Here is a 17,838-nt window from a genome sequence, read left to right as displayed (position 1 = left end):
GGAGGGCGTGTTTCCTTCGTGCGGTTTGGCAACAAACCGTCTTAAACCTTTGAAAGGAAATACGATGAGCAAGCGCGAATCGTCCAAGTACAAAATTGACCGCCGTATGGGCGAAAACATCTGGGGCCGTCCGAAGTCCCCGGTGAACCGCCGCGAGTACGGCCCGGGCCAGCACGGCCAGCGCCGCAAGGGCAAGCTCTCGGACTTCGGTGTGCAGCTGCGCGCCAAGCAGAAGCTCAAGGGCTACTACGGTGACCTGCGCGAAAAGCAGTTCCGCGCGATCTTCGCCGAAGCCGACCGCCGCAAGGGCGACACCTCTGAAAACCTGATCGGCCTCTTGGAATCGCGCCTCGACGCGATCGTCTATCGCGCCAAGTTCGTTCCGACGGTCTTTGCTGCCCGTCAGTTCGTCAACCATGGCCACGTCTCGGTCAACGGCGTACGCGTCAACATCGGTTCCTACCGCTGCAAGGCCGGCGACGTCATCGAAGTTCGCGAAAAGTCGAAGCAGCTGGTGATCGTTCTGGAAGCCGTCAGCCTCGCCGAGCGCGACGTTCCCGACTACATCGAAGTCGATCACCATAAGATGGTCGCAACCTTCGGCCGCGTCCCGACACTCAGCGACGTTCCGTTCCCGGTCGTCATGGAACCGCACCTGGTCGTCGAATTCTATTCGCGTTAATGCATTGGTCTCGCAGTCGAAACCGATTGCGAGACAACAGCATGCGTCGATATACGGAAAGCCGCTCTTTCGAGCGGCTTTTTTGCGATCTGGAGAGAAGCAATGGCAGATTTGCAGGCGACCCTCGATAGCATCTACGCCGATATCCAGCCGCGGATCGGCGAGGGCAAGGTCGCGGACTATATTCCCGAGCTCGCCAAGGTCGACCCGAAGCAGTTCGGCATGGCGATCGTCACCGTCGACGGCAGGGTCTATCGTGTCGGCGATGCCGATATCGCCTTTTCGATCCAGAGCATATCGAAGGTCTTCATGCTGACGCTGGCGCTGGGCAAGGTCGGCGAGGGGCTGTGGAAGCGCGTCGGGCGCGAACCTTCCGGATCGGCTTTCAACTCTATCGTCCAGCTCGAACACGAGAGCGGCATCCCCCGCAACCCCTTCATCAATGCCGGCGCCATCGCCGTCAGCGACGTCGTCATGGCCGGCCATGCGCCGCGTGAGGCAATCGGCGAGCTGCTGCGTTTCGTGCGCTATCTTGCCGATGACGAGTCAATCACCATCGACGACAAGGTGGCGCGCTCGGAAACGCAGACCGGATATCGCAATTTCGCGCTTGCCAACTTCATGCGCGCCTACCGCAATCTCGACCATCCCGTCGATCACGTGCTCGGCGTTTATTTCCATCAATGCGCCTTGTCGATGAGCTGCGAGCAGCTGGCCCGCGCCGGGCTGTTCCTGGCGGCGCGCGGCAGCAATCCGACGACCGGCCATTCGGTGGTCTCGCCGAAGCGGGCGCGTCGCATCAATGCGCTGATGCTGACCTGCGGCCATTACGATGGCTCGGGTGACTTCGCCTATCATGTCGGCCTGCCCGGCAAGAGCGGCGTCGGCGGCGGCATCTTCGCGGTGGCGCCGGGCATTGCCTCGATCGCAGTGTGGTCGCCGGGGCTGAACAAGGTCGGCAATTCGCAGCTCGGCGCCGCGGCGTTGGAAATGCTCGCAGCGCGCACCGGCTGGTCGGTTTTCGGCGATTGACGCTGTGTTGCCAGGCGGGTTTCTGCTAGAGCAAGTGTGGAATTTCTGTAGGACGAAGCAATGAATATCGCAGCCAATATCGCCGATGAGTTGGAGAGTGGCGAAGCCGACACCAGCGGCCATGCGCTGTTTGCCGATGCGCCGCGTTCCGTCTCTTTCAACAAGCTGCGCAAGCGGCTGCTGCGGCAGGTGCGCCAGGCCTTCGACGATTTCGATATGCTGAAGGGCCAGAAGCGCTGGCTGGTCGGCCTTTCCGGCGGCAAGGATTCCTACGGGCTGCTCGCGCTGCTGCTCGATCTCAAATGGCGCGGGCTGTTGCCGGTCGAACTCATCGCCTGCAATCTCGACCAGGGCCAGCCGAACTTCCCGAAACACGTGCTGCCGGACTATCTCACCAAGATCGGCGTTCAGCACCGGATCGAGTATCGCGATACCTATTCGATCGTGAAGGAGAAGGTGCCTGAAGGCGCCACCTATTGTTCGCTCTGTTCGCGGCTGCGCCGCGGCAATCTCTATCGTGTCGCGCGGGAAGAGGGTTGCGATGCGCTGGTGCTCGGTCATCACCGCGAGGACATTCTCGAAACCTTCTTCATGAATTTCTTCCATGGCGGCCGGCTCGCCTCGATGCCGGCGAAGCTTCTGAACGACGAGGGCGATCTGATGGTGCTGCGGCCGCTGGCCTATGCAGCTGAGGACGACCTCGCGAAATTCGCCGTCGCCATGCAGTTTCCGATCATCCCCTGCGATCTCTGCGGTTCGCAGGACGGGCTGCAGCGCAATGCGATGAAGGACATGCTCGCCGATATCGAGCGGCGGATGCCGGGCCGCAAGGATACGATGCTGCGGGCGCTGTCGCATGTGAACCCGTCGCATCTGCTCGACCCGAAACTCTTCGACTTTTCCACCCTTGGTGTCACCGATCCTTCATGAAAAGCCAGCTAAGCAGGCTGCTCATTATATGACGGACAGGATTTCGCATGACTATTTCAGATCAGGATATTCTCTTTCTCGGCGATTGCGTCAGGGAGGCGGCGCGCGCCGAAATCATGCCGCGTTTCCGCAATCTCGACGCTGCCGATGTTTCGGAAAAGACGTCGGCAATCGATCTGGTGACGCAGGCTGACCTGCTTGCCGAACAGCGGATCACCGCGGCGCTGAGAGAGCGCTTTCCCGCAGCACTCATCGTCGGCGAGGAGGCTTATGACGCCGACCGGTCCGTCGTGCCGGCCCTTGCCGATGCCGAGCTCGCCTTCGTCATCGACCCTGTCGACGGGACGTTCAATTTCGCCGCCGGGCTTCCTGTCTTCGGGACCATGTTGGCGGTGACCGTCAGGGGCGAAACGGTCGCCGGCATTATTCACGATCCCGTTCTCGGCGACACAGTGACCGCGATCAGGGGGGCAGGCGCCTTTCTGAAACGTCGGGACGGGCAGTCGACAAAGCTGAAGGTCGCCGAGCCTGCTAGCCTGAACCAGATGGTCGGTGGCCTGTCATGGAGCCACATGGACGAACCGGATCGCGCGCGTATCTGCGCCAACATGGCGAAGATCCGCATGACCTTCGCCTTCAACTGCTCGGCCTACGAATATTGGATGGTCACTTCCGGCAAGATGCATTTCATCGGCCATGCGAAGCTGATGCCCTGGGACCACCTGGCCGGCGTGCTCGCGCATCAGGAGGCCGGCGGCCATACGGCGAAATTCGACGGCACGCCCTATCGCCCCGGCGAGACGACGGGTGGGATCATCTCCGCGCCAGACCGGGAGAGCTGGCAGCTCATTCGGCGCGAGATCGTCGGCATCTGATTCAAGCTTCTCCTGAGAGACCTAAGCGTGAGGATTTGACATGACTTCGACTGTCGACGTGACCGTTCTGGCCGATCTGCTGCGCCGCGCGGCGAAGGCGGAGATCCTGCCGCGATTTCGTCGGCTTGGTCAGGACGACGTGCGCGCCAAGAGCGAGGCCACCGATCTCGTCACCGAGGCCGATGAGCAGGCCGAGCGGATGATCAAGGCGGAAGCTGCGCAACTCTGGCCGAGCGCGCTGTTCCTTGGCGAAGAATCGGTCGCGGCCGATCCTGATTTGCTCGGCAGCCTCGAACATGCCGATCTCGCGATCGTCGTCGATCCGGTCGACGGCACCTTCAATTTCGCCGCCGGCATCCCGGCCTTCGGCATCATGGCATCCGTTATCTCCGGCGGCGAGACGATTGCCGGCATCATCTATGATCCGATGGGCGACGACTGGGTGATGGCGGAAAAGGGCGGCGGTGCCTGGCTGCGGCGGCCTGATGGCGGCGCCGAGCGGCTGTCGGTCGCAGCGTCCGTCGAACTGGAGCACATGGTCGGCATGGCCTCGACCGGCTACCTGCCGAAGGAAAAGCGCCGCGAAGTGCTCGCCAACCTCGCCAAGGTGCGCTTCCTCACCAATTACCGCTGCGCCGCCCACGAATACCGCACCTTTGCCGGCGGTCATGTGCATTACCTCATGTACAACAAGCTGATGCCCTGGGATCACCTTGCCGGCACGTTGATCTCGCAGGAGGCAGGCGCCTATGCGGCGCGCTTCGACGGCTCGCCCTACCTGCCGCATCATCTCGACGGCGGGCTGCTGATTACCCCCGACAAGGCCTCCTGGGACGTGCTGCGGCGTGAGGTCTTCACGGTTTGAACGCATAGAAACCCGACAGATCGGGTCCGCGATGACAGAGCCATTAATTGCCGGTCTGCAAAAGCTTCATTTTGTTGCCATGGATCAGAAGCGCGCTGAGTGTGCCCGTTTCACAGGCGCCTGTGTCCAAATTGATTCTGTGCTGGTTGCCAAGAGCAGCCTCAGCGACTGGTGTATGGCCGTGAATGACAGCCAGACCATCTTCATACGGCCCTTCCGAAGACAGCCAGGGCTCGCGAATCCATGCGAGCGTGTCGGCGGTCTGGCTTTCTATAGATATGTTGGGGTCTAATCCTGCATGAACAAAGAGCAGCTTTCCGAACTGCAGCTTTAGGGGCAAAGAATGTAGCCATTCAATAAGCTGCTTACCCAAGTGCTTTGCTACCGGCTGTTCCCACCGACCATTGGGATCGACGCCCAATTCCTCGAAGAACTCTGCGCCGCCATTTTTCAGCCAGCGCTCCATCATTTCGGCGTCCGGCATTTCGAGCAGTTGAAGCAGGCGGTGTTCATGATTGCCAATGAGCGTGTGGCTCTCTATGCCTGCGATGCCTTCCATTGCCAGCTTCAGGGCGCGCAAGCTTTCCGGACCGCGATCGATTAGATCGCCCAAATGGACACAGTGAGCGGCATCTGGCGAGATCAGGTCAATTTCTCTGGCGATGCTGAAATGAATCTCCGCCAGAAGATCGGCACGTCCGTGAACGTCGCCTATTGCACACACAGCAACAGCTGGATCGATCTCGCGAATAGCGGGCAACCATTCGGAGTGAGCAACGGCCATTTCGTTCGTCCTTGCCTAGAACAGGATGATTTTAGGCCTGTTCGGCCTAAAATCTGAATCCTGTTCTAATTTAAATAGTTAGAGCATGATGTCGTCCGAAAACCGGTCACACTTTTCGGCATCATGCTCTGGTGTCTTCTGAAAGGGCATACCGAAAATCGTTATCGTGGCAAGGCCACCCGACCGTCCTGAGGTTCGCAGAGCGTCGCAAAATCAGTCTTTTGCGACGCTTCCCATTTCAGAAATGAGCAGCACCCGAATCGAGCTGCGGGCTGTCGCCGGGGTGAGTGAACAGCTTGCCGTTTTGCGCCCAGAGGGTGGCTGCGATCGTCACCGCGCCGAAGAGCGCGAAGCCGCCGAAGAGCGGCTGCACCGTGCCGTTGAACATCTGGCCGACCAGGCCGCCGAGGATGGCGCCGGCCGTCGTCGAGACGAAGCCGGTGATGGCGGTTGCCGTGCCGGCGAGATTGCCCATCGGCTCGAGGCTGATCGCGGTGAAATTGGTGGCGATCACGGCAAACATCATCAATACGATGGTGAAGATGCCGTAGGCGACGGCGAAATCCGGCTTGCCGGCCAGTGCGAGGAAAAAGCCGACAGCCGACAGCGCCGTGAAGATCAGCAGGGCGGCGTGCGAGATGCGACGCATGCCGAATTTGCGCACGAAGAATCCATTGGCGAAATTGGCGACGGCGATGCCGCCGGCGGTGGCCGCAAAGGCGATCGGCAGCCAGTCGCCAAGGCCGTAGACCTCGCCGAACACCTGCTGCACAGAGATCACATAAGCGCTGATGACGCCGGTGAACATGGTGAGGCCGATCATATAGCCGCAGGTGATGCGGTTTGTGAGCACGGTCTTGAAGCCATCGACGACAGAGCCGACCGACAGCGGCAGCCGTTCTTCCGGCGGCAGCGATTCCTTCAGCCGCAGGAGAGCCCAGACGAACAGGATGGTGGCGATGATGCCGAGCAGGATGAAGATCCAGTGCCAGTTGGCATAAAGGATGATGAGCTGGCCGACGGAGGGGGCAACGATCGGCACGATCATGAAGACGATCATCACATAGGACATGACGCGGGCCATTTCGCGGCCACCGAAGCAGTCGCGTACCATGGCCATGGTCGTAATGCGCACAGCAGCACCGCCCACACCCTGAACGAAGCGCATGACGAGCAGCATTTCGAAGCTGCCGGTTGCTGCGGCGGCAAACATTCCGACAACATAGCAGGCGAGGCCGCCGAGCAGGATGTTGCGGCGGCCGAACGTATCCGAAAGGCTGCCGAAGAAGATCTGCGAGACGCCGAATCCCAAGAAGAACACGCCGATGATCAGCTGCGCGTCGTTGGTATTGGTGACGCCGAGAGAATGGCCGATATTGGGCAAAGCCGGCAGCATGCTGTCGATTGCCATGGCGACGCTGGCGGTCATGATGGCAATGGTGACGACGAATTCGCCAAAGCCCATGCCGATGCGGCCGGAGCCCTGGTTTTCCTGGTGCGGTTTATGCGACGGCGTCATGTAATTGAGATTCCGAATGCGAGGGAGGCCGGCCGTTCAGACGGCCGGGTTCTGCTGTTGGAAGAGGCGGCCCTTCTCGGCGATCAGCACAAAGACAAGGCCAATGATCGACACAAAGAAATAACCCGCGACCATCGGCAGCGCGGTGCCGTCGAAGGCCTGGCCGATGCCGGCGCCGATGAGGGCGCCGCCGACCGTGCTCATGAATCCGAGGACCGAGGAGGCGGTGCCGGCGACGTGGCCGAGCGGCTCCATGGCGAGCGAATTGAAGTTTGACCCGATCCAGCCGAACTGGAACATGGCAAGGCCGAAGAACGAGATGAACAGTGCGAAGGGCATCGGCTCAGTGCTGGCCATCTGGACGATCAGCCAGATGGCGTTGATGGCGATGAAGCCGATGAGCGAGCCGTGCGACAGCCGGCGCATGCCGAGCTTGCCGACAAAGCGTGAATTGAAGAAGGACGACAGCGACATGAAGATCGCCACGCCGGCGAAGGCGAAGGGGAAATAGACGCCGAGATCGTAAATGCCGACATAGACCTGCTGGGCCGAATTGATGAAGCCGAACAGCGCGCCAAAGATGAAGGTGCTGGCGATGGTGTAGCAGAGCGCGACGCGATTGGTCAGCACCAGCTTGAAGGCGCCGAAGATCGAGCGGGCGGTGAAGGGACGGACATTGGCGGGATGCAATGTTTCCGGCAGGCGGAGATAGGCCCAGACGGCAATACCAGTCGCCATGGTGGCTATGAAGAGGAAGATCAGGTGCCAGTTCCCGAAGAACATGACGATCTGGCCGGTGCCGGGCGCAATGACCGGTACGATCATGAAGACCATCATGATCAGCGACATGACTTCGGCCATCTGCCGGCCGCCATAGATATCGCGAACGATGGAGACGGTGATGACGCGGGTTGCGGCCGAACCGACGCCCTGCACGAAGCGCAGGGCGAGCAACCCTGCAAAGGACGGCACGAAGACGATACTGATGGCGGACAGGATATAGATGACGAGACCGATCAAAAGCGGCGTGCGGCGACCGAAACGGTCAGAGAGCGGCCCGTAGAACAGCTGGGCACAGCCGAAGCCGAGCAGATAGGTGGAGACGACGAATTGCCGGTGATTTTCGCTCTCGACGCCGAGGCTGGCGCCGATCTGCTGCAAGGCCGGCAGCATGATGTCGATCGCCAGAGAGTTGACGGCCATCAGGAAGGCGGCGAGCGCGATAAATTCTCGCTTGCCCATGGGCAGGCGGCCCGCGGACACGGCTTGTGATGAATCTGTCACAATGAAATTCCCATAAACAGGCTAAGGCGCTGCTTGCCGCAGCGCCTCGGACTCAAGATACAGATTTGGAAACCGGGCGGACGCCCGGTGACCGGTCAGGAGGCGGCGCGCACCGCGATGCCGTTTTCCTGGAGGTGCTGCTGCAGTTCACCAGCCTGGAACATTTCCCGGACGATGTCGCAGCCGCCGACGAACTCGCCCTTTATGTAAAGCTGCGGGATTGTCGGCCAGCTGGAGTATTCCTTGATGCCCTGGCGGATTTCCGAATCGGCGAGCACGTTGACGCTCTTGTAGTCGACGCCGATGTAATCGAGAATTTGCACGACCTGGCCGGAGAAACCACACTGCGGAAACTGCGGCGTGCCCTTCATGAAGAGGACGACGTCGTTGCTCTTGATTTCGTTGTCGATGAATTCGTGAATACCGCTCATGGGACCTAATCCTTTCAACAGGCGGGTTAAAGGCCCACCGTTTCAATCGTTGCCTTTAAATAGCATGCGACAGCAGGAATTCCAGCCGCCCGAACCAAAAAAAGACCAATTCGGGCAGGCCGTTGCCGGGTTGTTGCCGTCGCGTTACGGTTAGTGGGCGAGATAGATCTGAATCTGCTCGATTTCAGCATCGGTGAAGTGGCTGAAATCCCATTGTGAAACCTGCGTCATCACGCCGAGATCGCGGTCGCCGACACCCTTGCCGGTGCGCAGCAGCGTCTTGAAATCGGCAGCCGAATAGGATTGCGCCAGGGGCTTAAGCGCCGGTGCCAGGAACGCTTCCGACTGCTTTGCCGTATCGAGATTGTGGCAATGGCTGCAGTCGGTCCTGAAGGCATATTCGCCGATATCGGCCGGACGCGTGGCGGCAGGGGTGATGACGGCGGGCACCAGATCGGCTTCGAAGGGGATTTTGTCGAGCGCCAGGCCGATTCGCCCGAGCGGTCCCCATTGCGTCGTTCCCACCAACGCGTCGGGAAGCTGCTTCAGACTGCGCAGCCAGGCAATGATCGCCGCCATGTCGTCATCGGTGATATTGGCGAAGTTGCTTGCCGGCATGATGAAGACACCGGTGCCGTCTTTCTTGATGCCGTGGCGGATGAGGCGCACGAGTTCAGCATCGCTGTACATGGGCACGAAGCGGGTCAGGTTCGGCGCGACGATGCGGCCGACGCCCGGCTCGTCGATGAGCACGTTGCCGGCATCGTGATGACAGCCGCCGCACATCAGCGTACGGGCGCGGCGTTCGGCTTCTTCCGCAGACAGCGTCGTCTTGACGGTGAAATCGGCCGCTGCGACGTCATAGGTCCTGGAGAGACGCATCTCCGACAGGGCGTATACGCCGGCAACGGCGATGAGACAGATCGCGACGATGGCCGCGAGAATGATTTTCACGATGCGCATCGTCGCTTCATGCCCCCAATAGCGCCGCAGAACTCGTCCGAAAACTGCTCACATTTTCATTGCACCTCAACTACGGCGTTGACGGCTGCGGCCGGCGGCGGTGCGGCGCTTGCTGACTTGTTTGCGGGGAGGCTTGGGTTTGGCCGAGATCGTCTTGCGCGCAGCTGTGGTCGTCGCGGCGGGGCGTGTCTTACGCCTCCTGCGCTTCGTCGTGGCGCGGCCGGTGGTTTTCTTCAGGATCTCCTTCAGCACGCTGTCGACGACGCCCGATATCAATTCTTTGACTAGGTCGGCCACAAAACCCCTCCGTTCGTGGTGGAATCGACATGGATGCTATTGAATTCCGGAAGAGTTCGGTTAGCAAGACGGCTTCGAGATCATAGCTGCCTTTTTTGCCGATATCAGCGGCACAGCAGCCGGATCGCAGCAACATGCCGGCCATTTGCCCGGCCGGAAGAGCGGAATGAAACTGATCGAGAAGCGGGTCGTCCTGCATTTCCCGGGCTTCGAGCCGCTTGACGGCGTTGCTCACAGGGCGCGCTACGAGCGTTCGGCGAGGCAGAGTGCAGCCGTTTGGGGCTATTCGGTGGAGACAGGGGCAGCGGACGGGAGGAGCGATCCGGTCAGTTTCGTGGTCACGACGGGTGAGAAGGCTACAGCGCCGGAGGCAGGGGCCGGATCCCCCGGCTGGCAGACGAAGAGCCGGATCCATATGGTCGATCACGATGCACTGGTGCGCAGACTGCGTGCCGGCAACACGCTGAGCCAGATCATAGCGGGCTTCCGAAGCTGCGCCGAGATCATGCTCGAAGGCGGGATGCGGGGCTATTTCCGCCATGCCTGGCGCTTCGGCCTGTTCTTCCTTTTCCCGTTCCTGCTGACCGCGCTGGCGATCGCGCTGACGGCGCAGATCGCCATCCTGCCCTATGCTCTTAGCTTTTCGTCGTGGCACATGCTCTGGAGCGGGCCGCTGGCGCTTTGTTTCTTCATCTTCGCCTTCCTGCCGTTTTCCGAGCGTTTCCATACGCTGCATCTCTTTGCCGATTGGAAAATGGCCGTGGCGCTCGGCCGTATGGACCGGGCCGATTTCAACAGCTGGCTGGAAGACCGGGCCGCTGGCGTGCGCAAGGCGCTTGACGAAGAGGTGGACGAATATGTGATTTCCTCGCACAGCATGGGATCGAGCGTCGCCGCCCATGTCGTCGGCATATTGCTGGAAAGAGAGCCGGAGATATTCAAAGGCAAGCGCGTGGTGTTTGCCACCCTCGGCAGCGCCATCCTGCAATGTGCGCTCATGTCATCGGCAAAGCTGCTTCGCGCCCGTGTCGGGCTGATCGCCCGCTGTCCCGAGATTTCCTGGCTCGATGTGCAGTGCCTGACGGATTCGATCAATTTCTACAAGGTGCCGGTCGTCGCCGTCTCCGGCCATGCGGATGCGCCTCAGGCGAAGATGATCCTGATCCGCGTCAAGCAGATGCTGACGCGCGAGCACTACCGTAAGATCCGCACGGACCAGCTGCGCGTCCACCGGCAATATGTGCTTGGGCCGGATTTGCAGGCGCCCTTCGACTTCACACTTTTGACATCCGGGCCGATGCCGGCCTCGGTCTTTGCCGATCCCGACGAAAAGAGAATGGCCGGCTGAGGGCCGGGCATCGTCCGTCCGGATTGCGTCGGCTCTATTCCGGCGCCGAGGTCTGCAGCGCCAGCGCATGCAACACGCCGCCCATATTGCCCTTCAGCGCCTCGTAGACCATCTGGTGCTGTTGCACGCGGCTCTTGCCGCGAAAGGCTTCGGCGACGACTTCGGCGGCGTAGTGATCGCCGTCGCCCGCCAGATCGCGGATCGTCACTTTGGCACCGGGAATCCCAGCCTTGATCATGTCTTCGATATCGCCGGGTTTCATGGCCATGATCGTTACTCCTTGCGCATCATTCCGCAGCGGCAAGTTCGCCGCGGCCTTCCATGAAGTCAGGGAACCATGATTCATGGGCATCGCGCAATTGCTGAATCGGCAGCGAGATGAGATCGCCGACGACGAGCGCCGTTCCTCCGACCGTGCCGAGGCGGCGGAAAGGAACGCCGCCACCTTCTGCATTGACGCAGACGAAATCGGCAACATCGGCAGGCAAGGTGAGGATGTAGCGCGCCTGATCCTCACCGAAGAGCAGCGCATGTGGTGCACCTCTGCCTTCGCTCAGATCGATCGTCAGGCCTTTGCCCGAGGCCATCGCCATTTCGGCGAGCGCCACGGCAAGGCCACCCGAGGAGATGTCGTGGCAAGCGGTCGCCTGGCCGTTGCGGATGACGGAGCGAACGAAATCGCCATTGCGGCGCTCGGCAAACAGATCCACCTCCGGTGCCGGACCTTCGCGGCTGGAAAGCACGTCTCTCACATAGACGGACTGGCCGAGATGGCTGCCGTCGACGCCGATCATGATCACCTTGTCGCCGTCGTTGGCAGTGCCGATACGAGCCATCTTGCGCCAGTCCGGCAGCAGGCCGACGCCTGCGATCGTCGGGGTCGGCAGAATGGCGACGCCGTTGGTCTCGTTGTAAAGCGAGACGTTGCCTGACACGATCGGGAAATCCAGCGCGCGGCAGGCCTCGCCGATGCCCTTCACGGCCTCGACGAGCTGGCCCATGATCTCGGGCTTTTCGGGATTGCCGAAGTTCAGATTGTCGGTAGCGGCGAGCGGTTCGGCGCCTGTCGCGGTGATGTTGCGCCAGCATTCGGCGACCGCCTGCTTGCCGCCTTCGAAGGGGTCTGCCTCGACATAACGCGGGGTGACGTCGGAGGAGAAAGCGAGCGCCTTGGAGGGATGGCCGTCGACGCGCACGACCCCGGCATCGCCGCCCGGAAGCTGCAGCGAATTGCCCTGGATCAGCGTGTCGTATTGCTCATAGACCCAACGGCGGCTCGACTGGTTGGCGGAGCCGACGAGTTGCAGCAACGCCTGGCCATAATCCTCGGGTGCGGCGACAAGATTGGCGGGCAGGGGGGCATGCTTGCCGGATTCGCGCCAGGGGCGATCATATTCCGGCGCCTGGTCGCCCAGATCCTTGATCGGCAGGTTGGCGACTTCCTCGCCCTGGTGCATGACGCGGAAGCGCAGATCGTCGGTCGTCCAGCCGACGATGGCAAAATCGAGGCCCCACTTGACGAAGATCGCCTTGGCTTCCTCTTCCTTCTCCGGCTGCAGCACCATGAGCATGCGCTCCTGGCTTTCCGACAGCATCATCTCGTAGGCCGTCATCCTCTCTTCGCGCACCGGCACCTTGTCGAGTTCGAGCAGGATGCCGAGATCGCCCTTGGCGCCCATCTCGACGGCCGAGCAGGTGAGGCCGGCCGCACCCATGTCCTGGATGGCGATGACGGCGCCGGTCTGCATCAGCTCGAGGCAGGCTTCCAGCAGGCACTTCTCGGTGAAGGGGTCGCCGACCTGAACGGTCGGGCGCTTCTCGTCGATCGATTCGTCGAATTCGGCCGACGCCATCGTCGCACCGCCGACGCCGTCACGGCCGGTCTTGGCGCCGAGATAGACGACCGGAAGACCGACGCCCTTGGCTTCGGACAGGAAGATGGCGTTGGACTTCGCAATACCGGCGGCAAAGGCGTTGACGAGGATGTTGCCGTTGTAGCGGGCGTCGAATTCGACCTCGCCGCCGACCGTCGGCACGCCGAAGGAATTTCCGTAGCCGCCGACGCCGGAGACGACGCCGGAGACGAGGTGGCGGGTCTTCGGATGATCCGGTTCGCCGAAGCGCAGCGCGTTCATCGCGGCGATCGGGCGCGCGCCCATGGTGAAAACGTCGCGCAGGATGCCACCGACGCCGGTCGCAGCCCCCTGATAGGGCTCGATATAGGAGGGGTGGTTGTGGCTCTCCATCTTGAAGACGACGCAATCGCCGTCATCGATGTCGACCACGCCGGCATTTTCGCCTGGGCCGTGGATGACGCGCGGCCCCTTGGTCGGCAGCGTGCGCAACCATTTCTTCGAGGATTTGTAGGAGCAGTGCTCGTTCCACATGGCCGAGAAGATGCCGAGCTCGGTAAATGTCGGTTCGCGGCCGATCAGATCCAGAATGCGCTGGTACTCGTCCGGCTTCAGGCCATGGCTTGCGATGAGTTCCGGCGTGATCGGGATGGTGTTTGGAATGGTCATGAGCGGAAAGTCCCTGGCGCGTTTTGCGCTGTCTTTAGCTTATGTAGCGGCGACGCGCGACAGGAAAATGCCCGCCGTCAACAGAGGGCGGGCAGACCTATCCAAAAGAGCAACCACTCAGAACTTGTAGCCGACCTGCAAGCCGGCGCGCGTCATGCCGTCGTTCGGCCCGTCGCAGAGATCGGCGTGCGAGGAATGGGCGAACTGGGCCATGACATTCCAGTGGGCGTTGAAACGATAGCCGGCGCCTAGGTATTCGTGGAAGAGGACGCGACAGCCGAGTTCCGGGCCGTCATCATCGCCCTCGAGATCGCCGGTATGGATGACGCCGCCGAAGCCGGCTTCGGCAAAGAGCTTCTCGTTGAAATCGACCGTCCAGGTGAAACCGGTGAAGAACTGAGTGGCTTCGCCCGACGTACCGATCGAGGTGCCGAGATGGACGCGGGGATGCAACAATTTTTGCTGCCAGCCGACCGCCGTGTCGTAGCCGAAAGGATCGAAGAGAGCGGTAATTTCGGGAAAGACGCCGTCTTCCCTGGAGTGGCCCGATTGCACCGAGGCCGAAGCGCCGAAGCGTAATTCATCAAATATCTGCTCGCCTGCACTTGCGAGCCGGCTACCGCTGCCACTGACGCTATACCCAACAATAGCAGAGCGACTTTTCCGAAGTCGATCGTCATATGCTGTCCTTTGATTCCCTCACCTGAGGGGATGACAAGAGGTAGCATGACGGTTCGAGGGGTAAAGCGGCAGGACCCTGGCGAGATGATTTTGACGTGTATTTGCAACACATCATATTTCGCCATCATAGGCGGAGCCGCCATTTTCCAGCAGCCGGCGCAGGATCATCAGTCCCGAGATCAGTTCCTGCCCTGTCTTCGGCGAGGAGAAACCGACGCGAACGCGATGATAGGGCCTCTCTCCCCGCGCCGCCTTGAACTCGTCCTCGTCGTCGACGAGCACGCCATCGCGGAAGGCGGCATTCTTGAAGGTGCCCGACATCCAGGGCTCCGGCAGTTTCAGCCAGAGGAAGGGCGCGTGCGGGTGCGATTCGAAATCGAAGCCCTGCAACTGTTCGCGGGCGAGCCGGACCCGCCGGGAGAGTTCCTCGACACTTGCCTTGCGGATCTCGTGCGCCATTCCGCTTTCGACAAGGCGCGCGCAGGTCTCCGCCAGGATGAAGGGCAGGCCGCCGGTGATCATCCTGTGCGTCACTTTGATGCGCTGGGCAAAATGCGGCGGGCAGGCGACCCAGCCGCCGCGCACGCCAGCGGCGACCGCTTTCGACAGGCCGTTGACGAGGAAGGTGCGATCAGGCGCAATCGAGGCGAGCAGCGGCGTGTCGTCGTCGGCCATGCCGCCGTAGAGGTCGTCCTCGATCAGCCAGACGCCGTGCTTCCTGGCGATTATAGCGATTGCAGCGCGCCGGTCATAGGGCATGATCGCCAGCGTCGGATTGTGGACGGTCGGCATCAGGAAGGCGATCTTCGGATGCTGCTGCTGGCAGAGCCGCTCGAAATCCTCGGGGATCACGCCGAGCTCATCGGAATCGACCGTCAGCGTGCGGCGGCCGAGAAGGCGGGCGCTACGGCTGACCTGGGTATAGGTGAGATCCTCGAAGACGATCTTGTCGCCCGGCGCCGAGACGGCGGCGACGACTGATATCGCCGCCGCATGAGCGCCGAGAGTCGGCACGATGTTTTCAGCGTCCGGCGTCCAGCCGCTGCGGGCAAGCCACAGGCGGCCGGCCTCAAACCAGTTGCGCGGGAAACTCCGGGAATAGGAAGAGATTTCGGATAGATGCTGCACGCCGATCTCGGCAAGGATGCCCGCTATGACCTTGCCCTGGCCGAGATCCGGCGCGGCTGTCGTGTCGAAGCGGATCTTGTTGGCCGGCGCATCCTGGATGCGGGTGCCGCCGAGCGAGACGGTCAGCGGATCGATTTGCTCTCCGGGCGGCGTCTCAGAGCGGTTCAGCACATAGGTGCCGCGCCCCACTTCGCCGGCGACCAGGCCGCGCTCATGTACCAGCGCATAGGCACGGCCGATCGTGCCGATCGTCACGCCGATATCATAGGCGAGGTTGCGCTGCGGCGGCAATTTGCTGCCGGCGGGCAAGGCGCCGCTTGATATGGCGGATTCGATGCTGTCGGCAAGCCGGAGATAGACCGGACCGGAACCGCGGGAAATGTCGGGAAGCCAATTTGTCATGGTGACAATTGTATATATTGGCACATTGTACCCGTCAAGAGTAAGGACAATCCAACGGACGAACCGAGAGGATTCATGGAATGTCTGCCTTGCCTGAGATCAATATGCCAATTGTACCGATTGTCTCTTATGAGGACAGGAGGCAGGTCGTCTTCCCCGACGCGCCTGCCGAGGCGACGACGCGCCTGGACCGGATCTGGTCCGCAGTTCTTCTCTGGCATCAGAAGCGGGAAGGCCGGCGTGCGCTGAGAGGGCTGACGGCGACCGAACTCAAGGATATCGGGGTGTCGCAGTCAGATGCAGCGCGCGAAGTCGGCAAGTCGTTCTTTTGGGACTGAAACGTGCTTTCGGAACTGACCGGGTCGGTCAGTTGCAGGCCTTGTTGCCACCTGACCAGCGGTTAAGGTCGGTGGTGATGCGGCCGGCGACCGGTTCCGACATCATCGGACCGAAGGCCTGCAGGCGCGACGGGCTTCCCTCGGCCTGCACGACGAGCAGCGGCCGGCTCTCCGGGCTGCCCTTGTGGACAAGCAGGATGCGCGGCCGGCCGGAGAAGGAATTGAGCTCCGGCGCGAGCTTATAGGCTGCAAAGGCCGGATCGCCCGATTTGAACCAGCAGGCATTGGCGCCGAGCGCCACGCGTTCCATGGTCGGCAGCGCGGCGCGGTTCGGGCCTGTCGGCGCCGGCGTCTGGCAGGCTGCGACCATGGTTGCGACAGCGGTAAACAGGGCGGCGTTTGCGAGGCGAGGGCGCATCAATCGTGCTCCAGATCCGGACGGAGGATTTTTGGGTGCATGCCGTTGCCCACGACCGCTGTGTTTTGGGCAAGGCACTGGCTCAGGCGGCGATGACGTCGAGCGCCGAGGCGAAGAGGCCACGGCCGTCCGAGCCGCCATGGGCAGCTTCGATCAGGTTCTCGGGATGCGGCATCATGCCGAGCACATTGCCCTTTTCATTCATGACAGCGGCGATGTCGTTGATCGAGCCGTTCGGATTGGTGCCCTCGGCATAACGGAACACCACCTGGCCATTGCCTTCGATCGCGGCCAGCGTCGCTTCCTCGGCGAAATAATTGCCGTCGTGATGGGCAACCGGGCAGCGGATGACCTGGCCCTGCGCGTAGGCGCGGGTGAAGTCCGTCTCGGCGTTGACGACTTCGAGCTTGATCTCACGGCAGACGAATTTCAGCGAGGAATTGCGCATCAGCGCGCCGGGCAGCAGGCCGGCCTCGACGAGGATCTGGAAGCCGTTGCAAACGCCGAGCACCTTCACGCCCTTTGTAGCCTTGTCGATGATCGCCTGCATGACCGGCATGCGGGCGGCGATCGCGCCGCAACGCAGGTAATCGCCATAAGAGAAGCCGCCGGGGATGACGATCAGATCGACGTCGGGGATCTCTGTTTCCGTCTGCCAGATCGTCACCGGCTGCTTGCCGGAGATCTTGGTCAGGGCGGCGATCATGTCGCGGTCACGGTTGAGGCCCGGAAGTTGAACGACGGCTGATTTCATGGGGTCCCTGCGTCTAACGAAAGATACTGAACTGGAATGCTTTCGGCGAGCCATACTCCATTGTCGGAGACAAAGAAAGAATGACCCTCTGAAAACATGCGGGCCGCGTCCACACGCAGGATGAGATGTTCACCCTTACGGCGGGCTGCGACCATTTTTGCCGTTTCGACATCCGCCGACAGATGAACGTGGTGCCGCTGCATCTTCTTCAAGCCTTCGCGCTCGATCGACTGCCAATTCGTCAGAGACGTGCCGTGAAAAAGAGCGGCGGGCGGTTCAACCTGGTTCAATGCGAGATCGACGTCGACGCTATGACCTTGGTTTGCGCGAATTCTGCCATCGGCGATCGTGAAACGCTTCTTCGGATTGTTGTCGACAATCTCGATAATATCGGCGCGGGAAACATTGTATTTCGACGCCAACACCTTTTCGAGCTCATCGAACGACACCCAACCCTCGCTATCAAGCGTCAAACCCGCGGCATCAGGCGCATGACGTAAAACATAGCTCATATACTTGGAGACTTCCGTCTCCAGCTTTGCTTTCATCATGACGCCAAATCCTCAAAGTCCACCGGACGACGGG

General features: G+C 61.3%; 19 protein-coding genes and 1 pseudogene. 7 read left to right on the top strand and 13 right to left on the bottom strand.

The features are described 5' to 3' along the window. The first annotated feature begins 64 nt into the window (after positions 1-64). The 5 genes from rpsD (at position 65) to N2600_RS11475 (ending at position 4,384) form a co-directional block, all read left to right on the top strand. Positions 65-682, top strand: a complete 618-nt coding sequence (rpsD, locus tag N2600_RS11495) for a 30S ribosomal protein S4 (protein WP_017964499.1) — start codon at positions 65-67, stop codon at positions 680-682. 102 nt (positions 683-784) lie between these two features. Beyond that, a complete protein-coding gene (locus N2600_RS11490; protein WP_130682789.1) occupies positions 785-1,714 on the top strand; it encodes a glutaminase in 930 nt (309 codons plus the stop codon). Positions 1,715-1,774: 60 nt separating this feature from the next. Then, on the top strand, positions 1,775-2,644 hold the full coding sequence (gene ttcA / locus N2600_RS11485) for a tRNA 2-thiocytidine(32) synthetase TtcA (protein WP_260298765.1): 870 nt from the start codon (positions 1,775-1,777) through the stop codon (positions 2,642-2,644). Between the two features lie 47 nt (positions 2,645-2,691). Then, complete coding sequence (locus tag N2600_RS11480) at positions 2,692-3,519, top strand: inositol monophosphatase family protein (RefSeq protein ID WP_017964496.1); 828 nt, start codon at positions 2,692-2,694, stop codon at positions 3,517-3,519. A 40-nt stretch (positions 3,520-3,559) separates the two neighbouring features. Continuing rightward, positions 3,560-4,384, top strand: a complete 825-nt coding sequence (locus N2600_RS11475; RefSeq protein ID WP_260298764.1) for an inositol monophosphatase family protein — start codon at positions 3,560-3,562, stop codon at positions 4,382-4,384. A gap of 43 nt (positions 4,385-4,427) precedes the next feature. Here the strand turns inward: N2600_RS11475 and N2600_RS11470 are convergent, their stop codons facing one another. From N2600_RS11470 to N2600_RS11445, 6 genes are all read right to left on the bottom strand, one after another. Next, on the bottom strand, positions 4,428-5,168 hold the full coding sequence (locus tag N2600_RS11470; RefSeq protein ID WP_260298763.1) for a metallophosphoesterase: 741 nt from the start codon (positions 5,166-5,168) through the stop codon (positions 4,428-4,430). A 238-nt stretch (positions 5,169-5,406) separates the two neighbouring features. Continuing rightward, positions 5,407-6,687, bottom strand: coding sequence for a multidrug effflux MFS transporter (locus N2600_RS11465; protein WP_260298762.1), 1,281 nt, complete (start codon positions 6,685-6,687; stop codon positions 5,407-5,409). 36 nt (positions 6,688-6,723) lie between these two features. Further along, entirely contained in the window at positions 6,724-7,929 is a 1,206-nt protein-coding gene (locus tag N2600_RS11460) for a multidrug effflux MFS transporter (RefSeq protein WP_032985091.1), read from the bottom strand. A 137-nt stretch (positions 7,930-8,066) separates the two neighbouring features. Next, positions 8,067-8,402, bottom strand: a complete 336-nt coding sequence (grxD, locus tag N2600_RS11455) for a Grx4 family monothiol glutaredoxin (RefSeq protein ID WP_017964491.1) — start codon at positions 8,400-8,402, stop codon at positions 8,067-8,069. 150 nt (positions 8,403-8,552) lie between these two features. Further along, positions 8,553-9,365, bottom strand: coding sequence for a c-type cytochrome (locus N2600_RS11450; RefSeq protein ID WP_260298761.1), 813 nt, complete (start codon positions 9,363-9,365; stop codon positions 8,553-8,555). 66 nt (positions 9,366-9,431) lie between these two features. Further along, entirely contained in the window at positions 9,432-9,662 is a 231-nt protein-coding gene (locus N2600_RS11445) for a hypothetical protein (RefSeq protein WP_260110934.1), read from the bottom strand. Between the two features lie 166 nt (positions 9,663-9,828). Here N2600_RS11445 and N2600_RS11440 point away from each other — a divergent pair, with 166 nt between their 5' ends. Beyond that, entirely contained in the window at positions 9,829-11,010 is a 1,182-nt protein-coding gene (locus tag N2600_RS11440) for a hypothetical protein (protein WP_260110933.1), read from the top strand. Positions 11,011-11,044: 34 nt separating this feature from the next. Here N2600_RS11440 and N2600_RS11435 read toward each other — a convergent pair whose 3' ends face one another. From N2600_RS11435 to N2600_RS11420, 4 genes and pseudogenes are all read right to left on the bottom strand, one after another. Beyond that, positions 11,045-11,278 (bottom strand): BolA/IbaG family iron-sulfur metabolism protein, encoded by a 234-nt coding sequence (locus N2600_RS11435; protein WP_003540079.1) that lies wholly within the window; start codon positions 11,276-11,278, stop codon positions 11,045-11,047. A 19-nt stretch (positions 11,279-11,297) separates the two neighbouring features. Continuing rightward, positions 11,298-13,532: a phosphoribosylformylglycinamidine synthase subunit PurL gene (purL, locus tag N2600_RS11430; protein ID WP_260298760.1), complete on the bottom strand. Its 2,235-nt coding sequence runs from the start codon at positions 13,530-13,532 to the stop codon at positions 11,298-11,300. Between the two features lie 117 nt (positions 13,533-13,649). After that, positions 13,650-14,212: pseudogene (locus tag N2600_RS11425) on the bottom strand (acyloxyacyl hydrolase). 112 nt (positions 14,213-14,324) lie between these two features. Then, positions 14,325-15,743, bottom strand: a complete 1,419-nt coding sequence (locus tag N2600_RS11420) for an aminotransferase-like domain-containing protein (RefSeq protein ID WP_222385137.1) — start codon at positions 15,741-15,743, stop codon at positions 14,325-14,327. Positions 15,744-15,823: 80 nt separating this feature from the next. Here N2600_RS11420 and N2600_RS11415 point away from each other — a divergent pair, with 80 nt between their 5' ends. Beyond that, entirely contained in the window at positions 15,824-16,081 is a 258-nt protein-coding gene (locus N2600_RS11415; RefSeq protein ID WP_222385136.1) for a DUF1127 domain-containing protein, read from the top strand. 28 nt (positions 16,082-16,109) lie between these two features. On the opposite strand, the gene N2600_RS11410 is transcribed toward N2600_RS11415, so the two are convergent. The 3 genes from N2600_RS11410 to N2600_RS11400 all read right to left on the bottom strand — a co-directional run bounded on the left by N2600_RS11410 (position 16,110) and on the right by N2600_RS11400 (position 17,804). Beyond that, on the bottom strand, positions 16,110-16,499 hold the full coding sequence (locus N2600_RS11410; RefSeq protein WP_222385134.1) for a hypothetical protein: 390 nt from the start codon (positions 16,497-16,499) through the stop codon (positions 16,110-16,112). 82 nt (positions 16,500-16,581) lie between these two features. Further along, on the bottom strand, positions 16,582-17,253 hold the full coding sequence (gene purQ, locus N2600_RS11405; RefSeq protein ID WP_260110929.1) for a phosphoribosylformylglycinamidine synthase subunit PurQ: 672 nt from the start codon (positions 17,251-17,253) through the stop codon (positions 16,582-16,584). Beyond that, a complete protein-coding gene (locus N2600_RS11400) occupies positions 17,250-17,804 on the bottom strand; it encodes an RNA 2'-phosphotransferase (protein WP_017964480.1) in 555 nt (184 codons plus the stop codon). The genes purQ and N2600_RS11400 overlap by 4 nt, the downstream gene beginning before the upstream one ends. Between the last annotated feature and the right edge of the window lie 34 nt (positions 17,805-17,838).

Source organism: Rhizobium sp. WSM1274 (assembly GCF_025200775.1).
GTDB lineage: Bacteria > Pseudomonadota > Alphaproteobacteria > Rhizobiales > Rhizobiaceae > Rhizobium > Rhizobium leguminosarum_I.
Note: the sequence above shows the minus strand (reverse complement) of the source record. Positions and strands in the feature narration are given on the sequence as shown.